This window comes from Neobittarella massiliensis (ex Bilen et al. 2018) (assembly GCF_014269355.1).
Taxonomy (GTDB): domain Bacteria; phylum Bacillota; class Clostridia; order Oscillospirales; family Ruminococcaceae; genus Neobittarella; species Neobittarella massiliensis.
Genome location: NZ_JACOGI010000001.1, coordinates 976,164 through 996,645 on the forward strand (window position 1 = coordinate 976,164; position 20,482 = coordinate 996,645).

Consider the following 20,482-nt stretch of genomic DNA (forward strand, 5'->3'; position numbering starts at 1 on the left):
GAGATGTGTGAGAATTTGTCGCCCATGATGCAGCAGTACATGCGCATCAAAGAACAGCACAAAGACGAGATATTGTTTTTCCGCCTCGGTGACTTTTACGAGATGTTTTTCGACGACGCGCTCAAGGCGTCCAAAGAGCTGGACCTCACCCTCACCGGGCGCGACTGTGGCCTCGACGAGCGGGCCCCCATGTGCGGGGTGCCCTACCACAGCTGTGAGGGCTACATACAGAGGCTCTTGAAAAAAGGTTACAACGTCGCCATCTGCGAGCAGGTGACCGAGCCGCAGAAGGGCCGCACACTGGTCGAGCGCGAAGTGGTGCGCATCTACACCCCCGGCACCGTACTCGAGACCGGCATGCTCGAGGAGGGAAAAAACAACTTCCTCTGCTCCATCGCCACCGATAAGAACACCGCCGGCATGTGCCTGGCCGACATCTCCACCGGCCAGATGCTGGTGACCCAGCTCTCGGGCAAAGACTGCCAGCAGAAGATCATCGACCAGCTGGGCAAATTCTCCCCCTCCGAGATCCTGCTGTGCCAGAATTCGCTGCAGCTCAAGCGCGCGCTCGACGATATCAGCGAGCAGATCGGCTGCCAGGTGGTCAAGCTGGTGGGCGACCAGTTCGAGCCAGAGCAGAACGCCCGCCGCATCGCCGACCAGTTCGGGGTGGCAGACCCCAGTGAGCTGGGGCTCACCGGCAAGCCGCTGTGCAGTACTGCCATCTCCATTTTGCTGCACTACCTCGACCACACCCAGCAAAAGGGCGTCGAGCGCATCCGCGAGCTCACCATCTATCAGACCGACAGCTACATGAACCTCGACCTGAGCTCCCGGCGCAACCTGGAGCTCACCGAGACCATGCGCACCGGCGAGAAGCGGGGCAGCCTCCTGTGGGTGCTCGACAAGACCAAAACGGCCATGGGCAAGCGGCTCATCCGCAGCTTTGTCGAGCAGCCGCTCACCGGTATCGTGCAGATCGAAAAACGGCTGGATGCGGTGGGGCAGCTCATGCAAAATCTCACCGCCCGCAGCGAGATCACCGAGCACCTGCAAAAGATCTCCGACCTGCAGCGGCTGATGAGCCGTATCGTCTTCGGTTCCGCCGGCCCCAAAGAGGTGCGGGCGCTGGCCTACACCGCCAGCCAGCTGCCCTCGATCCGCCAGTCGCTGACCGCTTTCGACTGCGACCTGCTGCGCCAGTGCCGTGATGGGATAGACCCGCTAAACGACCTCAAGGCCCTTATCGACGAGGCCATCGAGGACGACCCGCCGGTCACCTTAAAAGACGGCCGGGTCATCCGCTACGGCTACAACCCGCAAGTCGACGAGCTGCGCGACCTCATCGATCACTCCAAAGACATCCTCCTGCGCATGGAGGCCCAGGTCAAAGAGGAGACCGGTATCCGCAACTTAAAAGTCGGCTACAACAAGGTGTTCGGCTACTACATAGAGGTCTCTAAAGGCCAGACCGATCTGGTGCCCGACAGCTTTATCCGCAAGCAGACGCTCACCAACTGCGAGCGCTACATCACCCAGGAGCTCAAGGAGCTCGAGAGCCGCATCCTAAACGCCAGCGACGAGATCATCGCCCTCGAGCGGCAGCTGTACGATGGGCTCTGCAAAAAGATCACCGCCCAGATAGCCCGGGTGGAGGAGACCTCCCACCAGCTGGCGCTGCTGGATACGCTCATCTCCTTTGCCGCCGTCAGCGAGCGCGGCGGCTACGTGCGCCCCACCGTCACCGCCGGGGAGGCCATCCGCATCAAAGACGGCCGCCACCCGGTGGTGGAAAAGCTGCAAAAAGACGTGCCCTTTGTGCCCAACGACACGCTGCTCGACGAGCGCGACAACCAGATCGCCATCATCACCGGCCCCAATATGGCCGGCAAATCCACCTATATGCGGCAGGTGGCGCTCATCACGCTCATGGCCCAGATGGGCTGTTTCGTGCCCGCATCCAGCGCCGAGATCGGCATCGTCGACGCGGTGTTCACCCGCGTGGGCGCCTCCGACGATCTGGCCGCCGGCAAATCCACCTTCATGGTCGAGATGAGCGAGGTGGCCCACATCCTGCAAAATGCCAGCCGCCACAGCCTGCTCATCCTGGATGAGATCGGCCGCGGCACCTCCACCTTCGACGGCATGAGCATCGCCCGCGCGGTGCTCGAGTATATCGGCAACCGCCGCAAGCTGGGAGCCAAAACGCTGTTTGCTACCCACTACCACGAGCTCACCGCACTCGAAGAGAGCTTTTCCAACGTCAAAAACTACAACATCGCCGTCAAAAAGAGGGGGGACGACATCACCTTTTTGCGGCGTATCGTGCCCGGCGGCGCCGATGAGAGCTACGGCATCGAGGTGGCCAAGCTGGCCGGGGTCAACGACTTTGTGGTCAACCGGGCTAAAGAGATACTGGCCTCGCTCGAGAGCCAGGATCAGCCGCGCCACCGGCAGGCGGCCCCCAGGCATGAGGAAGAGCAGCCCAACTTATTTGCCATGTCCAGCCAGAGCAAGCTCGAAGAGCGCATCAAACAGATCGACGTCAACACGCTCACCCCCATCGAGGCGCTCAACATCCTCTACGAGCTGGCCCAGATGGTCAAAGAGTGAGCAGAGCAAAGAGTTTACCGTAAAAAAGGAGGTGCGCCATGCGCGAACGCATCAATCTACTGCAGGGCCATGTGGCCGAGCTCATCGCCGCCGGCGAGGTGGTGGAGCGCCCGGCCTCGGTGGTCAAAGAGCTGGTCGAGAACGCCATCGACTCGGGGGCCGACGCCATCACCGTCGAGATAAAAGACGGTGGTATCTCCTATATCCGCGTCAGCGACAACGGCTGCGGCATTCTGCGGCAAGACGTGCCCACCGCCTTTTTGCGCCACGCCACCAGCAAAATATCCACCGAGGAGGACCTGGGCCACATCGGCACTTTGGGCTTTCGCGGCGAGGCGCTGGCGGCCATCAGCTCGGTCTGCCGGGTAGAGCTCATCACCCGTCCCCGGGAAGAGGTGGCCGGCACCCGCTTTTGTATCGAGGGCGGCAGCGCCGGCGAGGCAGAAGATGCCGGCTGCCCGGTGGGCACCACCATCGTGGTGCGCGACATCTTTTTTAACACCCCGGCGCGGATGAAGTTCTTAAAGAAAAATGTCACCGAGGGCAATTCGGTAGAGGGGGTCATGCAAAAGGTGGCCCTCTCCCACCCGCACATCTCCTTTCGCTTTGTGCGCGACGGGGTGGACAAGCTGCATACCCCCGGCACCGGCAAGCTGCAAGATACCATCTTCAGCCTGTTTGGCAAAACGGTGGCCACCTCGCTCATCCCCGTCTCCTACCAGGAGGGCTACTACCGGGTAGAGGGCTTTATCTCCAAGCCGCAGCTGGCCAAGTCAAACCGCACGCTGCAGCACTTCTACATAAACGGCCGCCTGGTCAAGACCAAGACCGGCATGGTGGCGCTGGAGCAGGGTTACCGCGGCGTGCTGATGAGCGGCAAGTTCCCCGCCTGTTTTCTGTTTGTCACCATGCCGCAGGAGCTGGTGGACGTCAACGTGCATCCGGCCAAGATAGAGGTGCGCTTTGCCGCCGAAAAAGAGGTGTTCGGCGCCATCTACGCCGCCACCAGGTCGGCCATCGCCAACTACTCCGACCAAACTGCCGCCGCACTGGGCAGTGCCATGAGTTCTCTGGCCGGGCAGCGGTCGTCTGCGCCGCAAACGGCGGTAGCGACCGCTGTAAAGCCAGATACTTTAACAGAGAAAAAAGCTGCGGAGGGCCTGCGCAGCGAGCGCATGAGCGCCGACGAGTTCCGCCGTCGTTTTGGTTCGGCCCGCCCGGACGCAGCTTTGGCAAAAACAGGCGTCGGGCGGGAAAGAGATCTCTCGCTGCATGCCCCTACCGGCACGGTAGAGGTACAAAACGGCCAGTACACGCAACAGCTGCCCGCCGCAGTGACCAAGCTGCTGCGCGAGAATATGGCCCGTCAGGCCGCCCGCAGCCGTCAGCTGGATATCGAGGTAGAGGAGCCGGACCTCCAGCCGCGGCAGGACCGCGCGCCGGCTCCAGTCTCCCCGCCGCCGGCCGCTGCGACACCTCCCCAAAATGCGGATGCGGCGCCTGTCTGCACCCCGGCAACGCCGGTGTCGGCACCCGACCAGCTGGCGCTGGCCCCGCACGAGACAGAGGAGCAGCAGGAACCGGTGCCCACCGTCATCGGCGAGGTGTTTAAGACCTATATCCTCTGCCAGAGCGGCAACAGCCTGTTCATCGTCGACAAACACGCCGCCCACGAGCGCATCCTCTACGAGCGGCTGCGGCAGGAGTGGGGCAGTATCGACCGCCAGATGCTCCTGGACCCGGTCAGCGTCACGCTCTCCAAAGAGGAGATCGACGCAGTGGTGGCCAGCCGGCAGCTGCTGCAAGACGCCGGCTTCGTAGCTGAGGAGTTCGGCCAAAACACGGTGGTGGTGCGCGAGATCCCGGTGTTTTTAGAGCAGGTGGGCCTGGCCGATATCTTCGAGGAGATCGCCAGCAACCTGCTCACCACCCAGGGTCAGGCGGTGCAGGCCTCCCATCTCGACTGGCTGTTTCAGTCCATCTCCTGCCGGGGGGCCATCAAGGGCGGCGACCGCTCCAGTCTGTACGAGCTGCAGCAGCTCATCGAGCAGATCTACCGCACCGGCATCATCAAGTACTGCCCACACGGCCGCCCCATCGTCATCGAGATGACCCGCACCGACTTCGAGCGGCAGTTCGGCCGCCAGTAAAAAGCCCCAAAGGGGGCGTCTGTGCAGCGCACCGCGATAAAAAACAGTTAAAACGAGGAAAATGCAAGATGGATGAGCAGATGATAAAAGTTATAGCTGTCGTGGGCCCCACCGCCTCGGGAAAAACCGGCCTGGCTGTCGAGATCGCCAAGGCGCTGGACGGCGAGGTGGTCAGCGCCGATTCGATGCAGATCTATAAGGGGATGGACATCGCCACCGCCAAGCCCACCGCCGAGGAGATGCAGGGCGTACCCCACCACCTCATCAGCTTTTTAGAGCCCTGCTGTGCCTATTCGGTGGCCGACTATGTGCGCGACGCACAGGCGGTCATCGCCGATATCCACCGCCGGGGCAGACTGCCTATCGTGGCCGGCGGCACCGGCCTGTACGTAGATGCGCTCATTAAGAATATGGATTTTGACGCTGTTCTGGGCGACGACTCGCTCAAAAAGCAGCTGCAGGAGGAACTCTCGCGGATGGGACCGGCCCACATGCATCAGCGGCTGATGGCCCTCGACCCCGATCTGGCGGTCAAATTGCACCCCAACAATACCGGCCGGGTACTGCGGGCGCTGGAGTGCTGTATCCTGTCGGGCAAAAGCATGACCGAGCTGCAGCGGCAGGCGGTGTCGCGCCGGCCGCTCTACGACTGCCGCTATATCGGCATCGCCTACCGCGACCGCCAGCTGTTGTACGACCGCATCGACCGCCGGGTAGACCAGATGGCCCAGACCGGCCTGGTGGGGGAGGCGCTCGACTTTTACAGCAAGCAGAGCGAGTACCGCACCGCCGCGCAGGCCATCGGCTACAAAGAGCTGCGCGACTACTTCGACGGGGAGGACACGCTGCAGCAGTGTCTGGAGAATCTGAAAAGGCGCACCCGCAACTACGCCAAGCGGCAGCTCACCTGGTTTCGCCGCAATCCCGATATCTGCTGGATCACCGCCGACGAAAAAACACCGCCGCAGATCGCCGCGGAGGCCATAGCCCTCTGCCGTGAGCATTTGGCCGGCCCCATCAGCCCCACAGGGAGGAAAGCACATGTCTAAAGCAATCAAGATCATCGGCACCGTGGCGCTGGTGGGGCTGGCCGTGCTGTACCTGGGGGTACAGGCGGTCTCCATCTTCGCCACCGGCTACAAGACCGAGGTGGCCGTCAGCTACGTCATGGCCGATTCGGTCACCGCCCAGTCGGTTATCATCCGGCAGGAGTCGGTGCTCACTCCGCAAAATCAGGGCTACTACGGCTATGCGGTCACCGACGGCTCCAAAGTATCCGGCGGCCAGCTGCTGGCCTCGGTGTACGGCAGCGCCGAAGATTCGGCGGTGGTCACCCGCACCGAACAGGTGCGCAGCGAGCTGGCAACCATGACCCAGTTCCAAAATACCGAGACCAGTTTCGGCGACCCCGAGAGCCTCAGCAACCAGATCCTGAATACCGCCGCCAGCGCCCAGGGGGCGTTCCACCAAAACACCTTTACCGGTGCCGCCACCTATAAAAACCAGCTCATCACCCAGATCAGCCGCCGTCAGGCTGCCACCGGCAAAGTAGTCGACCTCTCGGGGCAGATCGCCGCCCTGCAGGCCGAGCTCGATGCGCTGCAGGCCCAGGCGCCCAGTCAGGTAGCCTACGAATACGCCCAGAGCTCCGGCTACTTTTCCAGCGTCGTCGACGGGTTCGAGGGGAAGCTCACCCCCGAAACGGTGCAGCAGCTCACCGCCGACGAGGTGAAGAAGATCATAAACGGCGAAGAGACCCCCGATGAACACGGCAATTTTGGCCGTCTGGTGGCCGATTTCGACTGGTATCTGGCCTGTGTGCTGCCCAGCGACAACACCTGGGTGAGCGAGGGGAAAACGCTGTATATGGACTTTTTGGGCGTCACCAGCGAGTCTATTCCCGGCCAGGTCCTGCGGGTGGTGCCCAGCGGCGACGAGATGCTGGTCATCATCAGCTGCGATATGATCACCAAAGACTTGGTCAACCTGCGCATCCAAAACGTGCAGATCAGTCAAAAATTGCAAAAAGGCATCCGGGTGCCCGAAGAGGCGCTGCGGGTGCAGGACAACAAAAAAGGCGTATACGTGAAAAAGGGCGGCAAAGCGGTGTTCCGCGAGATCAACATCCTGCTGCAGGAGAACGGCTACCTGCTGGTGGAAGAGGTGGTCTCCGACCCCAATGCCTTAAAGGTATACGACGAGGTCATCATCAAAGGGAAGGATATCTACGATGGAAAACTACTCAGTTGACCGCTATAGGCAGCTCTGTGCGCAGGTGGCCCAGGCAGCTTCGGCCGCCGGCCGCGGTCCCGGCGCGGTGCGGCTGATGGGGGTCACCAAAACGGTGCCGGCCGAAAAGGTCAACGCCTATATCGACGCCGGGCTCGACCTGATCGGCGAAAACCGGGTACAGGAATTTTTAGACAAGTACCCCACCTACCACAAGCAGGGGCTCGAGATCCATTTTATCGGCCAGCTGCAGCGCAACAAGGTCAAGTACATCGTCGACAAGGTCCACATGATCGAGAGCGTCGACAGCCTGGAGCTGGCACGTGAGATCTCCAAGCGCTGCGCGGCTATCGGCAAAAAAATGGATGTCCTGATAGAGGTGAACATCGGCGGCGAGGCCAGCAAAGGCGGTATATTGCCGGGGAAATTAACGGAATTTTTAACAGAAATATCCGGTTTTTCGGGCCTGCGGGTGGCCGGCTTGATGGCAATTCCCCCGATTTCAGAGGATATCGCCGTGCAAAAGCACTATTTTGATGAAATGTACAAACTCTTTGTTGACATAAAAGATAAAAAAATAGATAATGTCTTTATGGAAACTCTGTCAATGGGCATGTCGGGCGACTTTCAGGCCGCTATCGCCTGTGGCAGTACGCAGGTCCGGCTGGGGCGCACCCTCTTTGGCGCCCGAGATTGACATAAGATTTTAGGAGGAAAACACTATGGGACTGGTAGATAAATTCAAAGATTTTATGGGCATGGAGTCCGAGGACGACTACGACGAGAGCTATGACGACAGCTACGATGAGAACGTCGAGATGGTCTCGGGCAGCAGTGCCAAAGATCGCTCCGACGACACGGTGATCGGCTACGACGAGGTGGCCTCCAAGCGCAGCAACAAGGTCGTCAACATCAACGCTACCGCCCAGCTGCAGGTGGTACTGGTCAAACCCGAAAAGTTCGACGACGCCTCGGCCGTGGCCGATCACCTCAACGCCAAGCGCACCGTGGTGCTCAATCTGGAGTCCACCAATAAAGATATCGCCCGCCGCTTGGTCGATTTTCTCAGCGGTGTGGCCTACGCCAACAACGGCCAGATCCAGCGAGTGGCCAACTCCACCTTCATCATCACCCCCTATAACGTGGCGCTGGTGGGCGAGCTGATCGACGAACTGGAGTCCAGCGGCGTATTCTTCTAGGCTGTCATGGCACAAGATAGTCAGCAGCTCTTTTTGCGCTCGGTGCAGGATATGCTGCGGCTGTGTACCGGTCGCAGCGCGCTCAAGACCACCCAATTTTTAGATGAACACCAGCGCGCGCTGGCCGAGGAGATGCTCCGCGCCCAAAAAGACGGCGACTACCGTTTTTTTGGCGGCTACAGCGGTGCGGTGCGCACGGTGCTGTGCATCAGCGGCACCGGGGTGCCCATCGACGACGGCGACTTTCCCATCGTGCCGGTGCTCTACACCTACCGCGAAAAAGACGCGCTCACCCACCGCGATTTTTTGGGCAGCCTCATGGCGCAGCAGATCGCCCGCTCACTGGTGGGCGATATCTGTGTGGGTGCGGGCAAGACCTGTGTGCTGGTGCATCAAAATGCGGCCCAGATCGCGCTCTCGCTCCAAAAGGTGGGCCGGGTCGGTGTGCGCGCCCAGCAGGGGAGCGACCCCGACCTGTTCACCCAAAAGACCGAGACCTTTACTGCCGTGATCACCGCCCCGCGGCTCGACTGTGTGCTGGCTGGGGCGCTGGGCGGCAGCCGCAGCGGTCTAAAGCCCATCATCCTGTCCGGCCAGGTGGCGCTCAACCACCGCGAGGTGCTCTCGCCCAGCGCCCAGGTGGCGCCGGGTGATGTGTTGTCGGTGCGCCACCGCGGCAAGTACATATTTTGCGGGGTAGAGGGCAGCACCAAAAAAGGACGCCTGTTGGCGGTCTATAAACGCTATATCTGAATTGCCGCTCACCGGCGGCGCTTGTGTGCGAGATACAGGAGGATATTTTCATGCTGACACTGGACCAGATCAAAAATGCGACCTTCGAGCGTGCGGGCCTCAAGGGCTATAAAGCCGACTCGGTGGACGACTTCATCGACAACGTCATCGAGACGGTAGAGAAACTGCAGTCCGAAAAAGAAGACGCCGAGGCCAAATTAGAGATCTTGGCCGAAAAGCTGGAGGACTACCGCAAGGATGAAGACAGCCTGCGCGCCGCACTGCTGGGGGCCCAAAAGCTGGGCAACTCGGTGGTCAGCGAGGCCCGGCAAAAAGCCGAGATCATCCTGCGCGACGCCACCATCAAAAGCGACAGCATGCTGGCCAAAGCCGAGGATAAGATCGGCTTTTACAAAGAGGAGCTGGTGCGCATGAAGGCCGAGGTCAGCGCCTTTAAAAATGCCATGCTCTCCCTGTACCGCGACCATATCGAGCTCATCAGCCAGATCCCGGCCGAAGAGCCGGCCGAGAGCGAAGAACCCGCTCCCCAGCCCGAGGCAGCCGAGGCCGAGGCCCCAGTCGCCGAGAGCGAAGAGCCCGCCGTCGATAACAAGATCGATCCCGGTCTCTTCGAGAGCAACTTCGATTTTGGCACCCACACCGAGGAGGGCGCACAAGCCTAGCGGTGTTTCACAGTGGAGAAAACAGCTAACGGTCGGTTAGCTGTTTTCTTTGTAATGGCCCCATTATGGGGCCTGTTTATCGGGAGGGACTATGTCGCTTTTGACCATCGTGCTCAGCGCCGCGGCGCTGATCGCCGCAGACCAACTCATCAAGCTGGCCGTTCTGGCCTTTTTGCAGCCGGTGGGCAGCGTGCCGCTCATCCCCGGTATCTTCTCGCTCACCTATGTCGAGAACCGGGGGGCGGCTTTCGGTATCTTTCAGGGCAACGTGCTGTTTTTAGTCGTCCTCACCAGCGCCATCATCGTCATCGGCGGCTGGGTGCTCTACAAAAACGTCTTTCAAGATCGGGTCATCAACCGCTGTCTGCTGGTGGTTATGGCCGGCGGCATCGGCAACCTCATCGACCGGGTATGCCGGGGCTTTGTGGTAGATTATCTGCACTTTCTGCCCTTTAACTTTCCGGTCTTTAACCTGGCCGATTGTCTGGTTTGCTGCGGGGTGGCCTGCATGCTCATCTACGTGCTGTTTATCGACCGCACCTTCACCAAAAAGGAGCAGTCCTCGTGAGTGGTACCACACATGTCTTTACTGTCTCTGCGCCCGCCCGGCTCGACGTGTTTTTGGCCGCCCAGCCGCCGGTCTCCTCCCGCGCCCAGGCCCAGCGGCTCATCGGCGCTGGCTGTGTGTCTGTCCAGGGCGCCTGCCAGCAAAATAAAAAGTACCGCCTGCAGCCCGGGCAGCAGGTCGCGCTCGCACTGCCCGATCGACCGCCCGAGCCCGAGCTCCTCCCGGCCGATATCCCACTGCACATCCTCTACGAAGATGACTGTCTGGCGGTAGTCGACAAGCCGCGGGGCATGGTCGTACACCCGGGTGCCGGCGGCGAGCGTGACACGCTGGCTGCCGCCCTGCTCAGCCGCTATGGGCGCGGGGGGCTGTCGTCGGTAAACGGGCCGCTGCGCCCGGGTATCCTGCACCGCATCGACAAAGATACCAGTGGCCTTTTACTGGTGGCCAAGACCGACTGCGCCCACCGCCAGCTGGCGCAGCAGATAGAGGCCCACACCTTCGACCGCGAGTACCGGGCCATCTGCCACGGCGGCTTTCAAAGCGATGCCTTCACACTCGAGGGACAGATCGCCCGCAGCCCCAAAGACCGCAAAAAAATGGCGGTAGTCGGGGAGGGGGGGCGCTATGCCCGCACCGATGTACAGGTGCTCGAGCATCTGGGCCCCTACAGCTATTTAAAGCTCAAGCTCTACACCGGCCGCACCCATCAGATACGGGTGCAGCTGGCCCACACCGGCCACCCGGTGGCCGGCGATGTGGTCTACGGCCCCAAAAAGCCGGCACTGGGTCTGCAGGGTCAGTGTCTGCACGCCGCTTTCATTGGCTTTATCCACCCCGGCAGCGGCGCGTATATGGCGTTCGAGAGCCCGCTGCCGCCCTACTTTACCCGGGCGCTGGCACTCTGCCGGGCCGGCCGCTGAGCCCGTCGGCATACCACCACCATTTGTACAGGAGGACCTCTTTATGGAGCGCAACTTACAGGACTTTATCGTCGTGTCCGATATGGACGGCACCCTGCTCAAAGCCGGTATCGGCGTACCGGAGGAGAACCGTCGGGCAGTGGCCGATTTTGCCGCCGCCGGCGGCCGTTTCACCATCGCCACCGGGCGGCACCACCCCTCGGCGCTGCGCTATCTCTCCCAAGTAGATATCTCGGCCCCGGCCATCCTCAACAACGGCGCGCTCATCTACGACTACGCCGCCGACCGACCGCTGCGCGAGCGCTTTTTGCCCCAGCCGGCGGCCCGCCAGGTGTTGGCGGCGGCCATCGCCGCTTTTGGCGGTATCGGGGCCGAGATCATGTGTGAAAAAAAGATTTACGTGGTCAAAAACAATGCGATTACCCATAGACATACAAGCGTAGATAGATTAAAATATATAGTAACGGATGTAGAGAATATCCCCCAGAACTGGTATAAGATTCTGTTTTGTCTGCCGCCGGCCCAGGTGCAGCCGCTCTGCGATCACCTGCAGGCCCAAAACATCCCCGGCGTGTACTATGTGCGCACCGGCGAGGACTACCTCGAGGTGATGGCCGAAGGGGTGGATAAAGGCGAGGCACTGCACGACCTGGCCGGTCTGCTGGGCCTGGGTCAAGACGGCACCATCGCCATCGGGGACTACTACAACGACCTGCAGATGCTGCGGGCCGCGCATTTTTCCGTCGCCATGCAGGAGGCCCCCGACGACATTAAGGTCGAGGCCGACATGGTGACCGGCCCCTGTCTCGAGGGGGGCGTAGCCCAGTTTTTGAGCTATCTGCAGCGCAACTACACCCAGCTGTAAATCAGGTCGATTCGCCGCCCTGCGGCGTTTTTGCACAAAATATTAGGAGGTAAAGTTATGGACCAGGCAACAAAAAAGCAACTTGCCGCTACCGCATGTAAAGTGCGTATGGGTGCCATCGAGGCGGTTTACAACGCAAAATCGGGTCATCCGGGTGGCTCTCTTTCTATCGCGGATACAATGACCTATCTCTATTTTAAAGAGATGAACATCGATCCCCAGAACCCCAAGATGGAGGATCGCGACCGCTTAGTGCTCTCCAAGGGCCACACCGCTCCGGCTCTGTACTCCGCACTGGCCAACCGCGGCTACTTCCCCCTCGAGGAGCTCAAAAAGCTCAGAAAGCCCCACGCGATGCTGCAGGGCCACCCCGACATGAAGGGCACCCCCGGTGTGGACATGTCCTCCGGCTCGCTGGGTCAGGGGCTGTCGGTTGCCTGCGGTATGGCTCTGTCGGCTAAAATGTCGGGCAAAGACTACCGTGTATACGCCATCTGCGGCGACGGTGAGATCCAGGAGGGCCAGATCTGGGAGGCCGCCATGTTTGCCGGTGCCAAGGGGCTGACCAACTTAACGGTCGTGGTCGACAACAACAACCTGCAGATCGACGGCACCGTCGAGGAAGTCTGCTCGCCTTACCCCATCGGCGCCAAATTTGCCGCCTTTAACTGGCATGTCATCGAGATCGACGGCCACGACTTCGACCAGATCGAGGCCGCCTTTGCCGAGGCCAGAGCCGTCACCGACAAGCCCGTCGCCATCGTTCAGAAGAGCGTCAAGGGCAAAGGCGTCTCCTACATGGAGAACAATGTCTCCTGGCACGGTGCCGCCCCCAACGACGAGCAGTACGAGATCGCGATGAAAGAGCTGGGCGCTGTCCTGGCAGAACTGGAGGTGCAGTAACATGGCAGATGTAGTGAAAAAGGCTACGCGCGAGAGCTATGGCGAGGCCCTGAGAGACCTGGCCGAGAAGTACCCCGAGGTCGTTGTATTAGACGCCGATTTGGCTGCCGCCACCAAGACCGGCACCTTTAAAAAAGCTTATCCCGACCGCTTTATCGACTGCGGCATCGCCGAGGCCAACATGATCGGCATCGCCGCCGGTCTGGCCACCACCGGCAAGGTCCCGTTTGCCAGCACCTTTGCCATGTTTGCAGCCGGCCGCGCTTACGAGCAGGTCCGCAACGCCGTGGGCTACCCCCACCTCAACGTGAAGATCGGCGCCACCCATGCCGGTATCACCGTGGGCGAAGACGGTGCCACCCACCAGTGCAACGAGGATATCGCCCTCATGCGCACCATCCCCGGTATGGTGGTCATCAACCCCGCCGACGATATCGAGGCCAAAGCCGCTGTCGAGGCTGCTATCAACTACTACGGTCCGGTCTACCTGCGTTTTGGCCGTCTGGCCGCCCCGGTCATCAACACCAGTGCCGACTATAAATTCGAGATCGGCAAAGGCATCCAGCTGGCCGACGGCAGCGATGTGACCATCGTCGCCACCGGTCTCATGGTATCCGAGGCTCTCGAGGCTGCCGAGCTGTTAAAAGCCGACGGCATCAGCGCCCGGGTCATCAACATCCACACCATCAAGCCCATCGACCGCGACATCATCGTCAAGGCCGCTAAAGAGACCGGCGCCATCGTCACCGCCGAGGAGCACAGCGTCATCGGCGGACTGGGCTCGGCCGTGTCCGAGGTCGTCACCGAGGAGTGCCCGGTACCGGTCGTCAAGCTGGGTATCTACGACAAATTCGGCATGTCCGGCCCCGCCGCCGAGCTGCTGGATATCTTCGGCCTGCGCGCTGCCAACATCGTCGACAAGGTCAAAGAGGCTATTGCCAAAAAGTAATTTTACTTCCTTCAAAAAAGGGCAGGTTTCCCGTCGGGGAGCCCGCCCTTTTTATTTGACGGAGCCGGTGCTTTTGTGCTACTGTAAAAGGTGTTATAGTTCCGGTAATGACCGGTGATCTCGGCAGCAAAAGGAGCAAGTGATATTGAACAGCAAAAAAGTGATCCCCTCCGGCAGCTTTCAGCCCGGCAAATTGCCCGCCGAAGGGGCAGATGACGAGATGGAGATGCTGGCCTACTATGCCGCTCAGGGCTGGCATCTGCGCGGCTTTGGCGACCGCGGCTTCGTGCTCGAGCAGGGCCAGCCGCTAAACTGTGTGTACTGCTACGATGTGGCGCGCCCCCGCGCCGCCGACATGAGCGACTACGTCTCCGGCTTTGCCCGCTCTGGCTGGGCGTACGTGGCCTCCTGCGGCGAGGGCTGCCACTTTTTCAGGGCCGCTGCCGGTACGCCGCCCCGCCCAAACGAGTCCCAGCCCCAGCCGGCGGTCGGGGCGGTCATCGATCGCGCCGCCTACAAAAAGTCGGGCCTGCGCACATTGGTGCTGGCCGTGCTGGCGCTGCTGTTGTCCTTTGTGTTCCAGTACTTTCGGTGGACGGCCCTGCGCTTTGGCGCGCTGGCGCTGGGCATTTTGCTCCTTTTTATGGGCGGCACATACTTTATAACCCTCTACGCCGCTAAAAAAGGGGACCGCCAGCCGCCAAAATAGGTACGCGGCGCCCACGCAGGCCATACTTATAAAGAGAGCGGCCACAGCACCTGCGGCGGGGACCTGCCCGGCATAACAGGTGCCGATCGGCCGAAAAATGCTCGAATTTACAATTCGTTTACATTTTGAGGGGAGGAATTTTCGGTGGCAAGACCGGTAAAAATGATGTATTTAGAGAGTTGTCCCTACTGCCAGCAGGCCTTTTCTATGGTGGAGCAGCTGGTCGCCCAGCACCCGGAGTACGGCCAGGTCGAGATCGAGACGGTAGAGGAGAGCCGCGAGCCCGAAAAGACAAAAGGCCTCAACTACTGGTATGTACCCACCTATTTTGTGGGGGATGAAAAGGTGCTCGAAGGCGTCCCCACACTGGAAAAGGTGGAGCAGGTGTTCATCCGCGCGCTGCAGTCCTAAATACCTGGCAGCAACCGTAAATAAGTCAAAAAGAGGGGAGAGACGGCTTTTGGAGATCGTCCGGGTAACAGAAAAAAACTATGCCCAGTTCAGCGATATGCTGTTCGAGCGCGCCAACGGCCGCCCCCGCACCGAGGAGGAGCGCCGCACCGCAGACCGCCAGGACCGGCGTACCCAGTTGGCTCAGCTGCAGTATCCCGGCTGCTGGGTATACGCCGCCTGTGAGGACCAGCGGATGATCGGCTGGTGCACGCTGCTCTTTTTGCCCAAGCTGGGGCGCTATCAGGGCCGGGGCAGCCTGTTTGTCGACGAGCTGTGGGTGCGCCCCAACAACCGCCGCCAAGGCGTAGCCAGCGCACTGCTCAAAAAAGCCGAGCAGCGGGCGCAAAAACAGGGCTGCTGTGACCTGCGCCTGCTAGTAGCCGGTTACAATAGCCCGGCGCAGGCTCTGTACCAAAAGTGCGGTTATCGCGATCAGGCTGCCGCCCGCTACCTGCAAAAAAGCTGTGCGCCCAGTCCTTTTGGTACCCCCGGCGACAGCGCGCCGCCCGCTCAGCTTTAGCGGGCCGGCGCAGTGGAGTCTCGGCGCCATGATAGGCCGCCCTGGTCATAACTACACAAACTACACGAGCGCAAAAAAGCGCTGCCCACCCCCCATTTTACGGGGGAGCGGCAGCGCTTTTTTCTTCTTATCCCTCCAGCACCTTTATGTAGTAGGTGCGGTGGCGCGGGCCGTCGAATTCGCAAAAATAAATATCCTGCCAAACACCTAAAATGGGCTTACCGCCGGTAATGATGACCGAGAGCGAAGCCGATACCAGGCTCGACTTCATGTGTGCGTCGGAGTTCTCCTCGGCGTGGCGGTACTGGGGCAGGTTGGGGAAGGTGTGGTCCAGCCCGTACTCCAGGTCGTGCAGCACGTCCGGGTCGGCATTTTCGTTGATGGTGATGCCAGCCGTGGTGTGCGGGGTAAAGATCACCGCCACCCCCTCCTGTACACCGCTCTCGCTAATGGCCCGGCGCACCGTGGCGGTGATGTCGTGAAAGCTGTGCCGCCCGGTGGGCAGCTGGTACTTTTGCAAAAACATCTGTGTTCCTCCTCTGCTTATAGCGCTGTCTATTTGCCCCCAACTGTGCTACACTGGTACTAGCCGATCATAAAAGGGGGGGCAGGCGTGAAATTACCCGGAGAGACCAGGCAGATCCGCCTGTTTTTGTCGCTCGTACTCATTATAGCCGGGGCACTGCTCATCTGGCAAGGGGCGCGTCTCAAGTCGGTGCCCCCCAGCACCCAGCTGCAAGATGGCCGCGGGCGCCTCAACATCAATGTGGCCACGCGCGAACAGCTCCTAGAAGTAGATATCTTTTACCCCCAACTGGTCGACTCGGCGCTCTCCCGGCGTCAAAAGCGCGGCTATTTCAGAAAAGAAGATGACCTCTTGCAGATCTATGGTGTCGACAACGAAAGCCTCCCCGTCGTGTTACAGTATGTTTTTTACTAAAAACCATCCGTTTTTCACAACAAATAGCAGCGCATATAGCAAAAACTGTGTGAGATTTTCCAATATCCGGCGATAGATCAAAAAAATCTGTTGACAAACGAAATCACTGCGCTATAATAAACACAACGACAGTGACGGAGAGGGGTCGCTCCCAAGCCTCCTTACAGAGAGCCGGTGGTTGGTGAAAACCGGCAGGTGGTAAAGCGATCAGTCGCTCCCGAGTTGGAGGGCAGAACACCGCTTTGGCGGCCAGTAAGTCACTCCCGAATGGACCGCGTTAGGGGTTCGGGGTTTGTTGGAACCCTGCTAAGTGGCACGCTATACGTGCAATTTGGGTGGTACCGCGGGTAGTAATTGTATTTACGGCTCGTCCCTTTTGAGGGATGGGTCTTTTTTTGTTGCTAAGATCGATTGGGAGGTCGCAAGTATGGACAGCAAGATCGCAGAGATCGCAATGCGCATCCGGGTGATGCGCGAGATTTTGGGGATCACCATCGAGGAGATGGCCCAAAAGACCGGCAAAACAGCCGCTGAATATGCCCGGCTGGAGGATGGGGAGGAGGACTTCGCCGTCACCTTCCTCAACAAATGCGCCGACATCTTTGGGGTAGATGTCATCGAGCTGCTCACCGGCGAGCGTCCCAAACTCAACATCTACACCATCGTCCGGCGCGATAAAGGGCTGCCTATCGAGCGCCGCAGCGGTTTTGAGTATCTGCACAAGGCACACCTGTTCCGCTCCAAGCTCTCAGAGCCGCTCTACGTCACCGCCCCCTACGAGGAGGGGACCGAAGACGGCCCCATCTCCATGTCGACCCACAAGGGCCAGGAGTTCGATTTCGTGCTCAAGGGCTCGCTCAAAGTCGAGGTGGACGGCCACACCACCATTCTCAATGAGGGGGACAGCATCTACTACGACTCCAGTTACCCCCATGGGATGATCGCCGTCGGCGGACAGGATTGCACCTTCCTGGCCATCGTCATCCACGGCGGCAGCGGAGAAAAATAGGATACCAGATGATCCATAGTTCCACACACCAGTATCAGTAGAGAGTAGAGAGAGGAAGAGTATAATGAACGATATCAGAAACAGAGCACGCGAACTGCAAGATTATGTGGTGGCTTTTCGCCGCGACATCCACCAGCACCCCGAGGCCAGCCTGCAGGAGTTTCGCACCACCGACCGCATCTGTGAGGAGCTCGACAAGCTGGGTATCTCCTACCGCCGTACCGAGCCCACCGGTGTTATCGCCGAGATACAGGGGGGTAAAGGCCCCGGCAAATGTGTCGCCCTGCGGGGAGATATCGACGCGCTGTCGCTGACCGAGCACACCGATCTGCCCTTTAAGAGCATAAACGACGGCTTTATGCACGCCTGTGGCCACGACACCCACGGCGCCATGCTGCTGGGGGCGGCCCGGCTGCTCAGCGAGATCCGCGACCAGTATAGCGGCACCGTCCGCCTTTTGTTCCAGCCCGCCGAAGAGGTCTGCGAAGGGGCTAAGCTGATGATCGAGCAGGGAGCCATGCAGGATGTCGACTACGCCTACGGCATCCACATCATCGCCCAGCAGCCGGTGGGTAAGATCATGGGTCGCGCCGGCGCCACCCACGCCGCCACCGACCAGTATAAGATCACCATCAAAGGAAAGGTGTGCCACGGTGCCGCCCCTCACACCGGCATCGACGCCACCGTGGCCGCCGGTTCGCTCATCATGAACCTGCAGACCATGGTCAGCCGCGAGTTTTCTCCCATGGAGCCGCTGGTCGTGACCATCGGCCAAATGCACTCGGGCAGCCGTTTCAACATCGTCTCGGGCGAGGCGGTACTGGAGGGCACCATCCGCAGCTTTAACCGCGACATCCATCAGCAGCTGCCCGGCGTCGTCGAGCGCATCGCCAAAATGACCGCGGCTGCCTTCCGCTGTGAGGCTGAGGTACAGTACGACATGATCACCGATGTGCTCATCTGCGACCAGGAGGCCACCGACCTGGGCCTGGCCGCCGCCCGCAAGATCACCGATGCCGATATGGTAGCCGATTTTGAGCCCCAGATGGGCGGTGAGGATTTCTCCGAGTACACCTCCTACACCAAAGCCGGGTTCTTTAGTCTGGGCGGCGGCGGAGAGTGGCCCCAGCACAGCGACCGCTTCACCATCGATGAGAGCGCCTTCGAGACCGGCGTTGCCCTGTACGCCCAGCTGGCACTAGACGCGCTGGCCCAGTAGGGCACAAAACAAGCACCCCAATAAAGCGCAAAGCGAGGTTTGTACGATGAAAAAAGCCTTTGATATCCGTACTTTTTACCGGGAATTCTGCACCGAGCAGTTTGGCGAAGACGGTGCGCTCACCAATTTTTCGGTCCACTGCCCCCAAAACTTCAATTTTGGCTATGATATCATCGACCGCATCGCCGCGGCCGAGCCCCGCCGCCGCGCTCTGGTCTGGACCGACGACCGTGGCGGTGCCTCCCGCTTCACCTTTGCCGATATCTCCAAGCGCTCCAATCAGGTGGCCAACATGCTCTTAGAGCTGGGTATCAAAAAAGGCGACCCGGTGCTGGTCATCTTGAAGCGCCATTACGAGTACTGGTTCACCATCGTGGCGCTGCACAAGATCGGGGCCATCGCCGTGCCGGCCACCCACATGCTCACTACGCCCGACCTGGTGTACCGCATCAAGGCCTGTCAGGCAGTGGCGGCTATCTGTACAGCCGACGGCGACACCGCCGCCGATATCGATGCCGCTCAAAAACAGTGCCCCAGCTTAAAACACAAGATCATCGCCCGCGGCGCCAGAGAGGGGTGGGTGCCGTTTCACGCCCGCCTGCACGAGATGCCCCGCACACTGGAGCGCATCCCCACCGCCGCCGGCGACCCCATGCTCATCTTCTTTACCTCCGGCACCACCGGAATGCCCAAAATGGTCCTGCACGATTTTCGCTACCCGCTGGGCCATATCGTGACCGCTAAGTACTGGCACAAAGTCGATCCTGACGGGCTGCACCTCACCGTGGCCGACACCGGTTGGGCCAAGGCCAGTTGGGGCAAGATCTACGGACAGTGGATCATGGGCGCCGGTATCTTCGTCTACGACTACAACAAGTTTAAGCCCAAAGACCTGCTGGCGCTGATCGAGAAGTACCGCATCACCACCTTTTGCGCCCCGCCGACTATTTTCCGCTTTTTTATCAAAGAGGGGATGCAGGACTTCGATCTCTCCTCACTGCAGCACGCCACCACCGCCGGCGAGGCGCTGAACCCCGAAGTATTCAGTCGCTTTAAAGAGTATACCGGACTCGATCTCACCGAGGGCTTTGGCCAGAGCGAGTCGACCCTGCTCATCGGCAACATCCAGAACATGCCGCTCAGACTGGGCTCGATGGGTCGGCCCTCGCCCCAGTACAGCATCCAGCTGATGGATGAGGACGGCAATATCGTCGACCCCGGCGAGGAGGGGGAGATCGTCATTGACACCCGCGACGGGGTGCCGGCCGGACTGTTCTGCGGCTACTATCAAGACGATAAGCGCACCGAGGAGATCTGGCACGACGGCTACTACCACACCCGCGATATCGCCTGGCAGGATGAGGACGGCTATCTGTGGTATGTGGGCCGCACCGACGATGTCATCAAGGCCTCGGGCTATCGCATCGGCCCGTTCGAGATCGAGAGCGTCCTCATGGAGCACCCGGCCGTGCTCGAGTGTGCCGTCACCGGTGCCCCCGATCCCATCCGCGGGCAGGTGGTAAAGGCCACCATCATGCTCACCCAGGGGTATCAGCCCTCCGATGAGCTCATCGTCGAGCTGCAGGATTTTGTCAAGCACCAGACCGCCCCCTATAAATATCCCCGTATCATCGAGTTCGTCGACGCGCTGCCCAAAACGATCAGCGGCAAGATCAAGCGCGATGTGCTGCGGGGCAAACACCTGTGAGGTAAACACCTAAAAAGAGCAGTGGCGCTTTGAGCCGCTGCTCTTTTTTCTTGCTGCCGCAGCGCGCTGCGGGCCTGCTTACTTTGGGTTGACAGAACAAGTTTCTTGTA

Annotated in this window: 21 protein-coding genes; 20 read left to right on the forward strand and 1 reads right to left on the reverse strand. The window is 60.3% G+C overall.

The window, feature by feature from the left end:
* Positions 1-3: 3 nt before the first annotated feature.
* The 16 genes from mutS (at position 4) to H8K20_RS04540 (ending at position 15,496) form a co-directional block, all read left to right on the forward strand.
* On the forward strand, positions 4-2,613 hold the full coding sequence (mutS, locus tag H8K20_RS04465; protein WP_186487601.1) for a DNA mismatch repair protein MutS: 2,610 nt from the start codon (positions 4-6) through the stop codon (positions 2,611-2,613).
* A 38-nt stretch (positions 2,614-2,651) separates the two neighbouring features.
* Entirely contained in the window at positions 2,652-4,763 is a 2,112-nt protein-coding gene (gene mutL, locus H8K20_RS04470) for a DNA mismatch repair endonuclease MutL (RefSeq protein WP_186487602.1), read from the forward strand.
* 68 nt (positions 4,764-4,831) lie between these two features.
* Entirely contained in the window at positions 4,832-5,812 is a 981-nt protein-coding gene (miaA, locus tag H8K20_RS04475; RefSeq protein ID WP_105203795.1) for a tRNA (adenosine(37)-N6)-dimethylallyltransferase MiaA, read from the forward strand.
* Entirely contained in the window at positions 5,805-7,013 is a 1,209-nt protein-coding gene (locus H8K20_RS04480; protein WP_186487603.1) for a biotin/lipoyl attachment domain-containing protein, read from the forward strand. The genes miaA and H8K20_RS04480 overlap by 8 nt, the downstream gene beginning before the upstream one ends.
* Positions 6,994-7,689 carry a YggS family pyridoxal phosphate-dependent enzyme gene (locus H8K20_RS04485; RefSeq protein ID WP_186487604.1) on the forward strand — a complete coding sequence of 232 codons (696 nt, stop codon included), beginning with the start codon at positions 6,994-6,996 and terminating at the stop codon, positions 7,687-7,689. The genes H8K20_RS04480 and H8K20_RS04485 overlap by 20 nt, the downstream gene beginning before the upstream one ends.
* A 25-nt stretch (positions 7,690-7,714) precedes the next feature.
* Positions 7,715-8,191, forward strand: coding sequence for a cell division protein SepF (locus H8K20_RS04490; RefSeq protein ID WP_105203798.1), 477 nt, complete (start codon positions 7,715-7,717; stop codon positions 8,189-8,191).
* 6 nt (positions 8,192-8,197) lie between these two features.
* A complete protein-coding gene (locus tag H8K20_RS04495) occupies positions 8,198-8,944 on the forward strand; it encodes a YlmH/Sll1252 family protein (RefSeq protein ID WP_186487605.1) in 747 nt (248 codons plus the stop codon).
* 50 nt (positions 8,945-8,994) lie between these two features.
* The gene (locus tag H8K20_RS04500) at positions 8,995-9,606 is read left to right on the forward strand and encodes a DivIVA domain-containing protein (RefSeq protein ID WP_186487606.1); all 612 of its coding nucleotides are present in this window, start codon (positions 8,995-8,997) and stop codon (positions 9,604-9,606) included.
* Between the two features lie 91 nt (positions 9,607-9,697).
* A complete protein-coding gene (gene lspA, locus H8K20_RS04505; protein ID WP_186487607.1) occupies positions 9,698-10,174 on the forward strand; it encodes a signal peptidase II in 477 nt (158 codons plus the stop codon).
* Positions 10,171-11,097 carry an RluA family pseudouridine synthase gene (locus H8K20_RS04510; protein WP_105203802.1) on the forward strand — a complete coding sequence of 309 codons (927 nt, stop codon included), beginning with the start codon at positions 10,171-10,173 and terminating at the stop codon, positions 11,095-11,097. Before lspA ends, H8K20_RS04510 begins: the two co-directional genes overlap by 4 nt.
* A gap of 43 nt (positions 11,098-11,140) precedes the next feature.
* Positions 11,141-11,962: a Cof-type HAD-IIB family hydrolase gene (locus H8K20_RS04515; protein ID WP_105203803.1), complete on the forward strand. Its 822-nt coding sequence runs from the start codon at positions 11,141-11,143 to the stop codon at positions 11,960-11,962.
* A gap of 57 nt (positions 11,963-12,019) precedes the next feature.
* Positions 12,020-12,865 carry a transketolase gene (locus H8K20_RS04520; RefSeq protein WP_105203804.1) on the forward strand — a complete coding sequence of 282 codons (846 nt, stop codon included), beginning with the start codon at positions 12,020-12,022 and terminating at the stop codon, positions 12,863-12,865.
* A gap of 1 nt (position 12,866) precedes the next feature.
* Positions 12,867-13,814, forward strand: a complete 948-nt coding sequence (locus tag H8K20_RS04525) for a transketolase family protein (protein ID WP_186487608.1) — start codon at positions 12,867-12,869, stop codon at positions 13,812-13,814.
* A 145-nt stretch (positions 13,815-13,959) separates the two neighbouring features.
* Positions 13,960-14,523 carry a DUF2812 domain-containing protein gene (locus H8K20_RS04530; protein WP_105203806.1) on the forward strand — a complete coding sequence of 188 codons (564 nt, stop codon included), beginning with the start codon at positions 13,960-13,962 and terminating at the stop codon, positions 14,521-14,523.
* A gap of 144 nt (positions 14,524-14,667) precedes the next feature.
* Positions 14,668-14,934 carry a thioredoxin family protein gene (locus H8K20_RS04535; RefSeq protein ID WP_341480813.1) on the forward strand — a complete coding sequence of 89 codons (267 nt, stop codon included), beginning with the start codon at positions 14,668-14,670 and terminating at the stop codon, positions 14,932-14,934.
* A 49-nt stretch (positions 14,935-14,983) separates the two neighbouring features.
* A complete protein-coding gene (locus tag H8K20_RS04540) occupies positions 14,984-15,496 on the forward strand; it encodes a GNAT family N-acetyltransferase (RefSeq protein WP_186487609.1) in 513 nt (170 codons plus the stop codon).
* A gap of 127 nt (positions 15,497-15,623) precedes the next feature.
* On the opposite strand, the gene H8K20_RS04545 is transcribed toward H8K20_RS04540, so the two are convergent.
* Positions 15,624-16,022: a secondary thiamine-phosphate synthase enzyme YjbQ gene (locus H8K20_RS04545; protein ID WP_154865537.1), complete on the reverse strand. Its 399-nt coding sequence runs from the start codon at positions 16,020-16,022 to the stop codon at positions 15,624-15,626.
* Between the two features lie 87 nt (positions 16,023-16,109).
* Between H8K20_RS04545 and H8K20_RS04550 the strand changes: the two genes are divergently transcribed.
* The 4 genes from H8K20_RS04550 (at position 16,110) to H8K20_RS04565 (ending at position 20,372) form a co-directional block, all read left to right on the forward strand.
* On the forward strand, positions 16,110-16,436 hold the full coding sequence (locus H8K20_RS04550; protein ID WP_186487610.1) for a ComEA family DNA-binding protein: 327 nt from the start codon (positions 16,110-16,112) through the stop codon (positions 16,434-16,436).
* A 427-nt stretch (positions 16,437-16,863) separates the two neighbouring features.
* Positions 16,864-17,445, forward strand: coding sequence for a helix-turn-helix domain-containing protein (locus H8K20_RS04555; protein ID WP_186487611.1), 582 nt, complete (start codon positions 16,864-16,866; stop codon positions 17,443-17,445).
* A gap of 64 nt (positions 17,446-17,509) precedes the next feature.
* The gene (locus H8K20_RS04560; protein ID WP_186487612.1) at positions 17,510-18,664 is read left to right on the forward strand and encodes a M20 metallopeptidase family protein; all 1,155 of its coding nucleotides are present in this window, start codon (positions 17,510-17,512) and stop codon (positions 18,662-18,664) included.
* 46 nt (positions 18,665-18,710) lie between these two features.
* Positions 18,711-20,372: an AMP-binding protein gene (locus tag H8K20_RS04565; RefSeq protein WP_186487613.1), complete on the forward strand. Its 1,662-nt coding sequence runs from the start codon at positions 18,711-18,713 to the stop codon at positions 20,370-20,372.
* Positions 20,373-20,482 lie beyond the last annotated feature (110 nt).